General features: G+C 63.5%; 12 protein-coding genes and 1 pseudogene. 8 read left to right on the top strand and 5 right to left on the bottom strand.

Annotated features, from left to right (window positions below; all coding sequences use genetic code 11):
- Window positions 1-719: 719 nt before the first annotated feature.
- On the top strand, window positions 720-1,238 hold the full coding sequence (locus KF724_13665) for a hypothetical protein (GenBank protein MBX3356736.1): 519 nt from the start codon (window positions 720-722) through the stop codon (window positions 1,236-1,238).
- An 83-nt stretch (window positions 1,239-1,321) separates the two neighbouring features.
- Here the strand turns inward: KF724_13665 and KF724_13660 are convergent, their stop codons facing one another.
- On the bottom strand, window positions 1,322-1,564 hold the full coding sequence (locus KF724_13660) for a transposase domain-containing protein (protein MBX3356735.1): 243 nt from the start codon (window positions 1,562-1,564) through the stop codon (window positions 1,322-1,324).
- Window positions 1,565-1,971: 407 nt separating this feature from the next.
- On the opposite strand from KF724_13660, the gene KF724_13655 reads away from it, so the two are divergent.
- Window positions 1,972-3,414 carry a hypothetical protein gene (locus KF724_13655; GenBank protein ID MBX3356734.1) on the top strand — a complete coding sequence of 481 codons (1,443 nt, stop codon included), beginning with the start codon at window positions 1,972-1,974 and terminating at the stop codon, window positions 3,412-3,414.
- Window positions 3,415-4,068: 654 nt separating this feature from the next.
- Here KF724_13655 and KF724_13650 read toward each other — a convergent pair.
- Together KF724_13650 and KF724_13645 are read right to left on the bottom strand one after the other, a co-directional pair.
- Window positions 4,069-5,496 (bottom strand): IS4 family transposase, encoded by a 1,428-nt coding sequence (locus KF724_13650; protein ID MBX3356733.1) that lies wholly within the window; start codon window positions 5,494-5,496, stop codon window positions 4,069-4,071.
- Between the two features lie 156 nt (window positions 5,497-5,652).
- Window positions 5,653-5,895: a transposase domain-containing protein gene (locus tag KF724_13645; protein MBX3356732.1), complete on the bottom strand. Its 243-nt coding sequence runs from the start codon at window positions 5,893-5,895 to the stop codon at window positions 5,653-5,655.
- Window positions 5,896-6,520: 625 nt separating this feature from the next.
- Here KF724_13645 and KF724_13640 point away from each other — a divergent pair.
- Both KF724_13640 and KF724_13635 read left to right on the top strand, forming a co-directional pair.
- Window positions 6,521-6,745, top strand: coding sequence for a helix-turn-helix domain-containing protein (locus KF724_13640; GenBank protein ID MBX3356731.1), 225 nt, complete (start codon window positions 6,521-6,523; stop codon window positions 6,743-6,745).
- A gap of 48 nt (window positions 6,746-6,793) precedes the next feature.
- Window positions 6,794-8,242, top strand: coding sequence for a site-specific integrase (locus KF724_13635; protein ID MBX3356730.1), 1,449 nt, complete (start codon window positions 6,794-6,796; stop codon window positions 8,240-8,242).
- Here the strand turns inward: KF724_13635 and KF724_13630 are convergent.
- Entirely contained in the window at window positions 8,221-8,559 is a 339-nt protein-coding gene (locus KF724_13630; protein MBX3356729.1) for a DUF5615 family PIN-like protein, read from the bottom strand. The genes KF724_13635 and KF724_13630 overlap by 22 nt on opposite strands.
- Entirely contained in the window at window positions 8,556-8,783 is a 228-nt protein-coding gene (locus KF724_13625; protein ID MBX3356728.1) for a DUF433 domain-containing protein, read from the bottom strand. The genes KF724_13630 and KF724_13625 overlap by 4 nt, the downstream gene beginning before the upstream one ends.
- A gap of 160 nt (window positions 8,784-8,943) precedes the next feature.
- Here KF724_13625 and KF724_13620 point away from each other — a divergent pair.
- The 4 genes and pseudogenes from KF724_13620 to KF724_13605 form a co-directional block, all read left to right on the top strand.
- Window positions 8,944-10,037 (top strand): annotated as a pseudogene (locus KF724_13620) (IS3 family transposase).
- A 501-nt stretch (window positions 10,038-10,538) separates the two neighbouring features.
- Entirely contained in the window at window positions 10,539-10,916 is a 378-nt protein-coding gene (locus KF724_13615; GenBank protein ID MBX3356727.1) for a hypothetical protein, read from the top strand.
- Between the two features lie 857 nt (window positions 10,917-11,773).
- The gene (locus KF724_13610; protein MBX3356726.1) at window positions 11,774-12,001 is read left to right on the top strand and encodes a helix-turn-helix domain-containing protein; all 228 of its coding nucleotides are present in this window, start codon (window positions 11,774-11,776) and stop codon (window positions 11,999-12,001) included.
- A 49-nt stretch (window positions 12,002-12,050) separates the two neighbouring features.
- Window positions 12,051-12,865, top strand: an 815-nt coding sequence (locus KF724_13605; GenBank protein ID MBX3356725.1) for a hypothetical protein, incomplete at its 3' end; no start/stop codon positions are given.

Genomic DNA, 12,865 nt, shown 5'->3' with positions numbered 1-12,865 from the left:
CACGGGGCCAGCCCGGAGACCTTCTCGATCCTACCGGCTATCAAGCCTACGAGCCTCCAGGTATGCTTCCGGTTGATCCACCGCCGGGCATGTTGCCTGCGATTCCCGGCTTGCCATGGCCGGAGAAACCAAAGCGCCAAGATCCCGAGAACTCTCCGGGCGTGATATGCTGGGTCGACTACAACACACTCACTGTTACATGCAAGCTCGGCGAGGAGTATGTGATCTGCAACATTGTGCCGGGGCGCGGGGGGAGAGATTGGACCACGCCGAATTCAAACACTCCGCCCGGCAGATATCTAATCAATCCACGACGTCAAAATCCCAATCACCCCGGTCTTGGTGGTAGCGGAAGCGGTTTGGACTGGTACGATTTGGAGCGATGGGACCCCTGGCTGGGTCGGTTCGTGCCATATCATACTCGGGATTCTTTCGGCCGACGGTACTACGGCTTTCATCCCGGCAGCGTCAGTGAGGGCTGCGTGACAATCGACAAACAGGATGTGGATTGCTGGAACAGACTTCGGGACTTGATAGATCGCGGGACTATTGAACATGGCGGGAGGAAGTACCGAGGCACGCTCGTTGTAAAGCAATATCCTAAAGGAGGCCGACCGATGCTGGCGCCCAACGACAAGATGCCGAGTCCGTGGAGACGAAAGGGGCATTGAGCCGGACCTCGAGCAGAGGGTCCACGCCTTTGAGAGACCATGACTAGAATGCGTTACGTCATCTGCATCTCTGCAGTCGTATCTTGTGCCACACTTATCACATTCAGCGCGATCATGTTGATGAACAAGCAATGCTCGAGAGAGGCCATCCTGGCGATCGCGATCACGCAGCCAGCTGCGGGGGCTAGCGCCGACGAATCGCGTGGTCATGTAAGAAGGATTCTCGATGCCCATGCGGGTGATCTGGACTTGGCTGTACTGTATCGTGAGGTCTTGAGAGTCGAAGCAGGAACCAGTAACTATGGAGTGCTCGTCAGTGCGTATGAGACAAAGCTCGCGATCATTGATCTGATAGCACTGCCTGCCGATTCAGCGGCAGCCGATGCGCTGTTCAGCCTTCTGTGCGATCCGAGTTATGAGGCGGATACGGAGATCGCCTTTATGATCTCGGACCGCCTCATCAACCTGAAGCACGTGACGGTGGCTCGTAGCCAACTAGCAGTGACGCGCTATCCTAACAACGAATCGGGGATAAAGGGAATTGTGAGGGTAATCGAAGGCCGATAGCACTGCCAGACTCCGCTACATGTCCGCACGAAGCGAGGTTGTGTTGGGTGGAGAGTGTCCGTCCTGCGATCCGCGATGGCGGGTCAGGTTGCCTCGGCTCGTCGGCGTCGCCACTCGTCGGGCAGCCATTGGTCCAGTTCGGCCGCCGGGGTTCCGGGCAGGTTCACGAGGAGCTGCGTGAGGTAGACCTGTGGGTCGACGCCGTGGCGCCGACACGAGCTCGTGAGGCTCGAGAGGATCGCCGCCGTCTCGCCGCCGCACGGACTGCCGACGAAGAGCGAGTTCTTGCGGTTGATCGCTTGACGGATCGTGGCGGGTCCGTTCAGTCACCCCGCGGCCTCTTCAGCCCTCGCTGTCAGGATCTCCCCGCCGATCCCCACCGCACGGTGGCGACCGATTGAGCGGTCCGACCGATGAAACTGGCGCGCGACATTTCGCATTCTGTCAGGTTCCGTCTACTTCCAGACCGAGCCGCAAGCGACTCGGCGAACCGGTAAACGATGAACGCCTCGGCCCGTCGGTCGAGGCGTTCGCCGTTCTATCGCGTGGATTCGCAAGGTGTTGCGGCGGGAGAGTGCTGGGTAGACTGGTCCGCGTGGCCGTCGAGAGACACGCAAGTCGCGCCTATCCGGTTATGGAGAGCCCCGAAAGTGCTCGAAGTCTCGCGAGACATAACCCGGAGGGCGGAGGGGGCTATTGCCTCGGCGAAGAGTCGCGCGCAAGTCCTGACCGGATGGTGAGCGGCCTCGACGAAGAGCGGACCTACGCCTACACCGCAAGCTGGCAGCTCCTCGAGGAGCGGGTCGATGCGGATTACTCGGGCGATCCGGGGCTCGACAAGCGCGTGCAGTATGCCTGGGGCCTTCGCTACATCGATGATTGCCTCATGCACCGCGCGGACCTGAACAACGACGGTGACTACACCGACTCGAACGAGAACACCTGGTACCACATGACGGACGGGATGTTCTCGACGGTGGCGGTGCTGAATCGCACTGCCACCTTGGTCGAACGCGTGAGCTACGACAGCTACGGCCAGGCGAGGCACCACCGCCCGGGCGATGTGAACGGCGACGGGAACTCGGGGTTCACCGACTCGGCGATCGTCGGCACCATCATCGTCGCCAACGGCGGCACTCCCGTGCCGATCACCTCGAGTCTCTACCGCGCCGAGGCGGACCTGAACCGCGACGGCACGATCAACTCAAGCGATCGCACGCTCGCGGGAGTGTCGGCCAGCGCGCTCGCGGCAGCGCTGATTTCCAACGCCGGCACCGGCGGCCCCGACAACTCGATCGGTTGGGACGGGTATGTCTTCAATCCGGCGACGGGGGAGTATCTGGTTAGGCATCGGACCTACGGCCCCACCCTTGGACGGTGGCTGGAGCGCGATCCGATTGGCGTTCGCGTCGAAACGGCCCCACGTCTTGGCGTCCGGCCATCAGTGCAATACCACGATGGCATGAACGTTTATCAGTATGTGCAATCGTCTCCGGTTGTTCGGTTGGACCCAGTCGGTCTCGTGTCGGCACCGAATCATGGCATCGACCCGAACCACTGCAAGGAGGTCTACGAAGCGTGCATGAAGGCGGTGCAGAGGCAGCACGCGCTGTGTAAGCACATTCTCGATATCTGCGATGAGGTAAACTTCCTCGAGTGGTACCGAAGACAACGCGACGACATGGACTGGCTTACTGGCCTTCCGACTTGTCCATGCACATTAGCGCAAGCCAAAGGGGAAACTCATCCGACACGTCGCGAGAAGTGGCGAGACTCACCGCTGACCGGACCTCGGTACCTCGGTGAGGAGTTCGGGACTGCAAACTCGTGGTCCTGTTCAGGCGGCAGGATTGTTCGCCGTTACCATCCCGGAGCATCAGAGTGCTGTCGATCAACCACGACGAATCGGCATCGTGCAGCCCAGCAGTGCTGTTATGACGGGCAAGGAAAACTAATCACAAGCGGCGGTGGAGCAGGCACCCCTGATCGCGCACCAGCCCAGTTTCCTGGTTGGTACACCGATCACTGGGATTGGGATGTCGCGCCGTTCCGCCTCGCCGAGGATCTCGACCGCAAGCATGGTGGAAGCGATCATCGGCGAAAGTACTGTGAAGTTCGACCGCCAAACAACGGCAGGAACTGCGCGCCAAACCCAACGCCATGGCCGAACCTCTGAGCCAAGGGTCAGCTTTCCGATGTAAAGCGTGCGGCTTCGACCTGCGTGGCCATGCGGAGGACGGTCGGTGCCCAGAATGCGGGAGTAGTATTGCCTCAACTCTCGCTGCGATGCAGGCACATGCCAACCATCGGCGGTTCTGGCGGGTCTACGGGCCACTATTTTACGCGTTCGCAGCCTACTTCGTCGTCAATTGCATTTGGACTGTCGTATTGATACTCACGGACGCGTGTGAGCTTTGGAGTTCCACGATGCTCTGGCCGCATTTGCTATTTGCGGCGGTATTCACTTTTGCAACCGTGTGGCGGGCACGGATTCGGGGACACGCAGACGTCGTCGGTGGAGCATTGACGGCGCTTGCTAGCATAGCTTCTGTCGTCTTGCTTCACTTGCTGTTGTTCACGGGTTTCTGTGTAGGCTGGTATTGAGCAGGATGATGTCGGTTTCCTTTCGTTCTCGTTTCTGGCGGCAGCAGAGGATGATCAGACATGTATTGTTGTCTGCGGCAGGTGTCGTCCTTGGGGAATCGCGAACGCTCTTTGCGTGACGCGCTGAGGTGTTCAGAGTGCGGCCTGGTGCGAGATCGCACTTAGAGTTTGCCCGCCAGACTACGCGTTTTCCACTCGAACCGAATGTGTCCGTCCCGCGAACCTTTCAATTACCCACATCTTTGGCCAGACAGTAACCGAGGTGGATGTCGGTCAATCTCGCCATGCCGCGCCATAGGACCATGTTTCCCGGCGGCGCATCGCGGGCCCGGTTCAGATAGCCACCGAGTCGAGCGAGCCTCGTCAGGAAGTTGCCTACCGTCTTCTTTCTTGAGCCGTCGTTGACCGGGACGAGGCGCTCGAGCAGGTTGATCTCTGAGTTCGTGAAGACCAGCTTCACCGGGAGGTCCGGAGAGGCGCGGTTCATCATCGTCAGCCACAGCACACGCCATGCCAGAATGCACATGATCGCGATCAGGTTGACCAGTCGCTCGGCAGTCCGCAGCCTCGAGTCCTCGGCCCGACATCCTGACTTGAGCACCTTGTGGAATGTCTCGATCTTCCAGCGTAGCGCGTACCAATCGAGCTTTTCGATCGCATCGGCCTTCGATCGGATCGAAAGATTGGTCACGAGCTTCCAGTCAATTGCCGCGCGGCCCTTGGGCACGCCCCGTTCCTTCGCGTGGATCACACTCAGCACCATGGTTCCGTAGCGCTTCTCCTTCCCGATGGGCGGGCACACCTCGATCTGGTGGTACTTCAGCTCCAGCACTGCGTTCGACGGGCGGCCCTTGTCGTCCCGGACCTCGAGGCGATGCACAGCCCTCACGCGCTGTTCGTCCATCGCGTTGGCCACGGTGCGCCTGCCGTCCTCCACGCGACGATCGACGCAAGTGCGGAACACAAACTTCGTCCCCAGCGACGCGCATTCGCTGAACAACTCATAGATGTCGCTCTCCCGGTCGCCGATGTGGATGCAGCGAGCGGCGTCACCGATGTTCGCGGTCGATTGACGCACATTTTCAAGCCAGCGGATGCTCTCCTTCAGCTCAATCGGGATGCGAGTGGTGTTGACCGAATGCGTGCCCGCGTCGAGACCTCTGCCCTTGAGCGCGTTGGTGCCCTTGAACCTCTTGCGTGTCCAGAGCTTGATCGCCGCGAGACCGAGGGGCACGCCGTCAGTGGTGACGATGAGACTCGAGTGCATGAGGATGCCGCAGACAGTGTGCATTCGCTGGCGACCCTTCTCATCCTTGTGACCCGCGGCCACCCTGTTGGTGACACCAATCGCGTGCGCTCGCTCACGGGTGAATGAGAACTCGGTCGTGTCGTGCAGTGCAAGGACTGGACCATCGACAGCGCCGACACGCGCCCGCGTGGCCTGCATGTGCCCGGCCAGGATCTCTGCCTCGCTCACACGCTTGTTGTCAAGAAAGCGATACGCGGCCTTGGTGCTGGCCCAATCACCGCACGCCAGCGGCAGTGACTGGCCAAGCCCCTTGGAGAGCTGCTCCATGAGTAGACCGAACCGCCCAGCCAGTCGGGCATCGGCAAAGCGGCAGCCAGCAAGCTCCTGATTGATCCACGGTCCCATGGTCGCGACTCCATCCGTTGGTGTGCGATGCCATCCATGGCATCGGTACCCTCAGTGGATCGGCATGACCAGTCCGTGCCGCACAATCCAACCCCTGTTCAGCGGAACCAACAGACAAAGATGTGGGTAATTGAAAGCCCGCGAACCGCGATGGGGTCACTCTGAATCGGCCTGACGGCGTTGCCACTCATCGGGCAGCCAGTGATCAAGCTCTTCAGCCGGGGTCTTGGGCAGGTTCACAAGCAACTGCGTGAGGTAGACCTGTGGGTCGACGCCGTGGCGCCGACACGAGCTCGTGAGGCTCGAGAGGATCGCCGCCGTCTCGCCGCCGCACGGACTGCCGACGATGAGCGAGTTCTTGCGGTTGAGCGCTTGACGGATCGTGGCGGGTCCGTTCAGTCACCCCGCGGCCTCTTCACCCCTCGCTGTCAGGATCTCCCCGCCGATCCCCACCGCACGGTGGCGACCGATTGAGCGGTCCGACCGATGAAACTTGCGCGAGACATTTCGCATTCTGTCCGGTGCCCTCTACTTCCAGACCGAGCCGCAAGCGACTCGGCGAACCGGTAAACGATGAACGCCTCGGCCCAACGGTCGGGGCGTTCGGCTTTCGAACGCGAGGACTTCGCCGGTGTTTCGAATACTTGCCCCTCGCTCAGAGACGCAAGCCGAGAGTCGCGCGCGACACGCGCCGAGATCGTCAGCCAGCGTTCCGCCCTGAGAACTCGAAGACGATAACTAGAGACGCGCAACTTGTTATGGAAGGGGTAAGCATAACCCGTTGCGGCGCGACATGGTGACGACTGGCGTGTTGTCGCTAGGCAGGGCCGGGATCGCTCCAATGATCCCAAAGTGGGGTCCGGTGCCATCGTGCGATTACCTCGCAGCTGCGAAATGGCGTGCAACTCTACCGCGCCACCGCGTAGGTATCCAGTAGGGGACAGCGGCTGCCAGCCGCAGTCTCCGGAACCCTCGTGGCCCACCAAGGCCGGTCTTGCGATCACGCTCCATGCAGGAGTCATTGATGTCACTGCGCGCAGAGATCTCGACGCAGCACGCGTTTGTGCTGCTCACCGCCGAAGATGTGGCTGGCCAGCTCTCGTGCTCGCCGCGCCATGTGCGGCGCTTGAGCGATCGCGGGGCGATGCCTGCGCCCGTCAAAGTCGGCCGCCTCGTGCGCTGGGATCGCGACTCGATCGAGCGCTGGGTCGCATCGGGTTGCCCGGCACTTGCGCGGCATCGAACTTGATCTATTCGGCCACCTGCCGCTCACTGTCCGGCGTCGTCGACGACTTCTATGGGCACGGTCTTCCGCAAAGCATGGACCTCGCCGCTCCCGCCGGGAGCGGAAATCGTCACGGTGCGGGGGTGCCCAACGGCCCGCTGGCGGCTCCGCAACGGCACGCTCCGAACGGCCGAGGTACTCACCGACGCGCGAGGCCGTATTCGAATCCGCGGCCGTACTCCCACATTCGTCGCCAAGTTCCGCGATGGCAGCGGCGTCTGGACCGAGGTGCCCACCGGCTGCAAGGACGAGACTGCGGCGAAGGCGGTGCTGGCCAACCTCGAGCGCCGGGCCGAACTGATCCGCGCGGGCGTGATCACGGCGGAGGAGGACGGCGCGTCGCGTCATGGCTCTCAGCCGATCGAGGAACACCTCGAGGCGTGGAAGGAGCACCTTCGAGTGAAGGGAAGCTGCGACCACTGGCTCACGCAGGCGCCGCGCCGCGTGCTGCGGGTCTGCCAAGAAGCAGGAGCAGGACGGGGGATTCGACGACTTCGCGACCTCACGGTGGCGGCGGTCGAGCGCTGGCTGCGCGAGCGAGCGGACGAAGGGCTCTCCGCGGGCACGCGGAACGGATACCGCCGGGCGCTCGTGGCCTTCGGCAACTGGTGCGTGCGGAACGGTCGCCTCGCGTCGAGCCCGCTCGCGAAGGTGGCCACCGCCGACGACCGCGCCGATCGGCGCCGCACGCGCCGCGCGCTCACCGACGACGAACTGATGCGGTTGCTCGACGCAGCGCGGCGCCGACCGCTCGCCGAGGCGCTCACCATCCAGAAGGGCAATCGGCGCGGAGAGATAGGAGCCAAGGTCAGCGACGCCACGCGCGAGCGACTCGATCGCGCGGGCCGCGAGCGGGCGTTGATCTACAAGACGCTCGTTCTCACGGGCCTCCGCAAGGGCGAGCTCGCGTCGATCACGGTGGCCCAGGTTGACTTCAACGGCCCGGTGCCGCACCTGCTCCTGCATGCGCGGCACGAGAAGGCTCGTCGCGGCGCGGAGATCCCGCTGCGGAAGGACCTGGCGGCGGAGCTGCGAGCGTGGATGGAGGAGACGCTGGCCCTTGCGCAGGCCGAAGCACGCGAGCGCGACGAGCCCGTGCCCGCGCGGCTGCCGCCCTCAAAGAAGTTGCTCACTGTGCCGAGCGGTCTGATCCGGATCTTCAATCGCGACCTCGCGTTCGCCGGGATCGCCACGATCGAGAAGCGCGGCGGGAAGGAGATCGTCTCGAAGACCGACGAGCGCGGTCGCACGGTCGACATCCACGCGCTGCGGCACACCTTCGGCACGCACCTCTGCCGCGCCGGCGTCCCGCTCCGCACCGCGCAGGCCGCGATGCGTCACAGCGATCCGAGCCTCACCGCGAACGTCTACACCGACCCGAAGCTGCTCGATGTGGCGGGGGCGGTGGAGGCGCTGCCGGCGCTCGCAGGGACATCCGGTCAGCGAACCGCGAGCGTCTGAATTGCTTGCCGCGGGTCGGCGACGAACTCCTCCATCAACCGCCTCGCTCGGCGAAGACTCTCGGCGACCGCTTCGGTCGAGACATTGCCAGGGCGAATCCAGATGATCTTGGGTGGAGCGCCGTGAACGAGGCTCAATGCGTTGAAGTCGTCGTCCTTGGTGACGATCGCGAAGCCGTGTGCCTTGGCGTGCTCCCAGATCACGGGGTCCGCGCTCGAAGGGGGAAGGCAATCGACGACATGCGCGCTCTCGGGGTACGCGTCGCGAAGCAACGCCACCAACCCCCGGCTCAGATTCTCGTCGAAGAGCAGCTTCACGCCGCGTGCGGGTCAGCGAGTCGCTGTTCCCGCTCCGCCGCGTACGCGAGGACGGCCCTGATGTGCTCGGGCCGAAGCTGGGGAAAGTCGGCCAGAATCTGAGCCTCGGTCATTCCGGAGGCGAGGTATTGGAGGACATCAACGGCTGTGATCCGCGTGCCCTTGATGCAGGGCTTGCCGCTCCGCACGCCCGAGGTCACCGAGATGTGATCTTCCCAACGCACGGGCGAAGTATACGCCGCGGGTCTTGGTGGTCGGAGATTAGCGCCTTCCCTTCCCCCTGGCCCTCCCCCTTGCACAAGCGCTTGCACAGACTGACCTTTCCCCCTGAAACAGGTCCAGTCGGAGCGATAGTCTTCGGCCTGGATCAGGAGGATCGGGATCATGGCCAGGAAACGTCATTCGGCGGAGGAGATCGTCAACAAGCTTCGGCAGGCGGAGGTGGAACTTGGCAAGGGCAACTCGGTGGCCGGGGTGTGCCGGCTGCTCGGAGTGACCGAGCCGACCTACTTCCGCTGGCGTCGCGAATACGGCGGTCTGAAGGTCGATCAGGCCAAGCGGTTCAAGGAGCTGGAGCAGGAGAACGCGCGCCTCAAGCGGCTGCTCGCTGACGCGGAGCTGGACAAGGCGATCCTTCGGGAGGCGGCACGCCCAAACTTCTGAGCCCGGCTCGTCGGCGCCAGGCGGTGGAGCAGGCGCAGGTGGAGCTGGGTGTTTCCGAGCGTCGGGCGTGCCAGGTGCTGGGGCAAGCCAGGGCGGTGCAGCGGTACACGCCGGAGGTGCGAGACGATGAGGATCGGCTGACGGCTCGGATCGTGGAACTGGCGGCGGTGTACGGCCGCTACGGATCGCCGCGGATCAACGCATTGCTGAGGAACGAGGGCTGGAGGGTGAATCACAAGCGCGTGGAACGGATCTGGAAGGAGGCAGGGCTGAAAGTGCCGCAGAAACAGCCGAAGCGAGGCCGACTCTGGCTGAACGACGGCTCGTGCATCCGGCTTCGCCCGGAGCGGCGGGACCATGTGTGGGCCTACGACTTCGTGAGCGCGAGGACGCGCGAGGGATTGCCGCTGCGGATGCTGGTGATCCTGGACGAGTTCACTCGGGAATGCCTGTCGATCGATGTGGCGCGACGCCTGACGAGCGACGATGTGCTCGAGCGTCTGGCGTGGCTGATGGCGACGCGCGGGGTGCCTGGGCATCTGCGCTCGGACAACGGCAGCGAATTCACGGCGACGGCCGTGCGTGAGTGGCTGGCCAGGGTGGGGGTCAGGACGCTGTACATCGAGCCAGGCAGCCCCTGGGAGAACGGGTACGTGGAGAGCTTCAACGGGAAGCTGCGGGACGAGCTCCTGAACGGCGAGCACTTCCACACGGTGCTGGAGGCTCGTATCCTGATCGAGCAATGGCGGCGGCGCTACAACGGGATCAGGCCGCACAGCGCGCTGGGGTACCGGCCTCCGGCGCCGGAATCGATCGCTGCCGGTCCTCCCTGCGCTGCGCTCCGGTCGGCCCGGCAGCGACTCCCAACGGTGCAGGAACTCTCATAGACTCTGGTACGCAAGGTGGGGGAAGGTCAATCTACAAGGATGGCTTTAGGGGCAATCAATACATCAGCGGCTCTACGGTCAAGGCGGCGAGGGCAAATCAAGCGCGACTTGTAGGCGCCGGCAAAGCCGCTAAGATTGCTGGACCCGCGGGGGCGGCGGCAATCGCAGTGTACGACATATCCACTAGCGGGGGATCGCCGCGCAGCTTCGCTCGTGCAGGAGTGAGCGGAGCATTGACGGCTATCGCATTCATCCCCGTCGCGGGTCCGATCATCGCGGTGACTGGCGCTGGTCTGGACATGTTGGGCGCGTTCGACGGGTTCTACGAGATGTTTGAAGAGAACAGTGCATCCGAGGGCGCGCGGTCCGAGGAGTCGCAAGAAGTCGTTACGCCTTGTCCGTAGCGACCCCGCGCCTCCAAAGCACGCTATGAAACTAGTAGACTGGATCTTTGTAACGCTCTACGCCTTCCTCGAGCGCACGCCTCTCAGGGGGAGCGCGAAGGAAGCCGCAGCTATCTACACCGGGTATACGCTTTGGGTGCATGGATTCATGATCCTCTTCGGCATCAGCCGGATCGTGGGAGTGCCACCTTGGCCGAACTTGCCGATCGCGAAGCCGTTCGTCTTAGGAACGGTGTTCGGGATGTTTGTAGTTATGTTTTGGATCTACTGCTGGCGTGATCGAGGCGGCAAGGTGGCGACGATCGAGCGGTCCAGGCACGCGCCGATTGTTGGCATGCTGCTCTTTGTCGAAGCACACGCAGGGCCGGTTATCCTCTTTGTTGCCTGGAAGTGGTTCTGGTAGATCGAGTTATAGGAACAGCAGGGGGAGTGGGGCGTTGTCGGTGACATCGAGTCATTTGCCGAGAAGCGATGGGCGTGCCGATGTGGCAGATCCTCACCTTTCGGGCATGACCGCGTGTGCGATCCGTTCGATGGAACTCGCCCGAAAGTTCGCATTGTGTCCGGTTGTCAACTCGCGCGTAGACTTACCCACTGCCGAGCACCGAGATCTGACCCACCCCGGTCCGATCAGTCACCCTGCTGCCTCTCCGCATGGCTGGTGTCAGGATCTCCCAATCGATCCCCACAGCACGGTGGCGACCGATTGAGCGGTCCGACCGATGAAACTCTCGCGCGACATTTCGCATTCTGTCCGGTTCCCTCTACTTCCAGACCGAGCCGCAAGCGACTCGGCGAACCGGTAAACGATGAACGCCTCGGCCCAACGGTCGGGGCGTTCGGCTTTCGAACGCGAGGACTTCGCCGGTGTTTCGAATACTTGTCCCCCGCTCAGAAACTCACGGCGAGAGTCGCGCGCGACACGCGCCGACATCGTCAGCCAGCGTTCCGCCGTGAGAACTCGAAGACGATAACCAGAGACGCGCAACTGGTTATGGAAGCGGCAAGCATAACCCGTTGCGGCGCGACTTGGTGACGACTGGCGTGTTGTCGCTCGGCGCGGCCAGGAGCTCTCCAATGATCCCAAAGTGGGGTGCGGTGCCCTCGAGCGATTCGCTCGCATCTGCGAACAAGCGTGCAACTGCCTCGCGCCACCGCGTAGATATCCAGTAGGCGACTGCGGCTGACAGCCGCGGTCCTCGGAACCCTCGTGGCCCACCAAGGCCGGTCTTTCGTTCAAGCTCCATGCAGGAGTCCTCGATGTCACTGCGCGCAGGGATCACGACACAGCCCGCGTTTGTGCTGCTCACCGCCGAAGATCTGGCAGGCCAGCTCTCGTGCTCGCCGCGCCATGTGCGGCGCATGAGCGATCGCGGCGCGATGCCTGCGCCGGTCAGGGTTGGCCGACTGGTGCGATGGGACCGCGAGTCGATCGAGCGCTGGGTCGCATCAGGTTGCCCGGCCCGTTGTGGTCCGCATCGAACTTGATCTTGTCGGTCCCGTGCCGCTCACTGTCCGGCGTCGTCGACGATTCTTCATGAGTACCGTCTTCCGCAAAGCCTGGACCTCGCCACTCCCGCCCGGAGCGGAGGTCGTCACGGTCCGCGGAAGCCCGACCGCCCGCTGGAGACTCCGCAACGGCACACTTCGGACCGCCGAGGTGCTCACGGACGCGCGGGGCCGCGTCCGGATTCGAGGTCGCACGGCCGCGTTCGTCGCGAAGTACCGCGATGGCAGCGGCGTCTGGACGGAAGTCCCGACGGGGTGCAAGGACGAAACCGCGGCGCGGGCGGTGCTGGCCAATCTCGAGCGCCGGGCCGAATTGATCCGCGCGGGCGTGATCACAGCGGAGGAGGACGGCGCTTCGCGCCATGGCACGCGGCCGATCGAGGAGCACGTCGAAGCGTGGAAGGAACACCTTCGCTTGAAGGGGAGCTGCGATCACTGGCTCACGCAGGCGCCGCGGCGCGTGCGGCGGGTGTGCCAAGAAGCAGGAGCAGGACGGGGGATTCGGCGGCTTCGTGATCTCACGGTCGCGGCGGTCGAGCGCTGGCTGCGCGAGCGAGCAGACGAAGGACTCTCCGCAGGCACTCGAAACGGGTATCGCCGGGCGCTCGTCGCCTTCGGGAACTGGTGCGTGCGGAACGGCCGACTCGCATCGAGCCCGCTCGCGAAGGTGGCCACCGCCGACGATCGCGCCGATCGGCGCCGCACGCGCCGGGCGCTCACGGACGACGAGTTGATGCGCCTGCTCGACGCCGCGCGTCGCCGACCTCTCGCCGAGGCGCTCACGATCCAGAAGGGCAAGCGCCGCGGGCAGCAGGGGGCCAAGGTCTCTGACGCCGTCCGGGC

The sequence above is a fragment of the Phycisphaeraceae bacterium genome (assembly GCA_019636735.1).
In the GTDB taxonomy this organism is placed as follows: domain Bacteria; phylum Planctomycetota; class Phycisphaerae; order Phycisphaerales; family SM1A02; genus VGXK01.
This window is presented reverse-complemented; position numbering and strand designations above follow the sequence as displayed.

What these genes read in the sequence shown, in the direction of transcription:
- KF724_13665 (MBX3356736.1), top strand. Translation starts at nt 720, where the DNA reads ATGCGTTACGTCATCTGCATCTCTGCAGTCGTATCTTGTGCCACACTT.
- KF724_13655 (MBX3356734.1), top strand. Translation starts at nt 1,972, where the DNA reads ATGGTGAGCGGCCTCGACGAAGAGCGGACCTACGCCTACACCGCAAGC.
- KF724_13650 (MBX3356733.1), bottom strand. Translation starts at nt 5,496, where the DNA reads ATGGGACCGTGGATCAATCAGGAGCTTGCTGGCTGCCGCTTTGCCGAT.
- KF724_13640 (MBX3356731.1), top strand. Translation starts at nt 6,521, where the DNA reads ATGTCACTGCGCGCAGAGATCTCGACGCAGCACGCGTTTGTGCTGCTC.
- KF724_13635 (MBX3356730.1), top strand. Translation starts at nt 6,794, where the DNA reads ATGGGCACGGTCTTCCGCAAAGCATGGACCTCGCCGCTCCCGCCGGGA.
- KF724_13615 (MBX3356727.1), top strand. Translation starts at nt 10,539, where the DNA reads ATGAAACTAGTAGACTGGATCTTTGTAACGCTCTACGCCTTCCTCGAG.
- KF724_13610 (MBX3356726.1), top strand. Translation starts at nt 11,774, where the DNA reads ATGTCACTGCGCGCAGGGATCACGACACAGCCCGCGTTTGTGCTGCTC.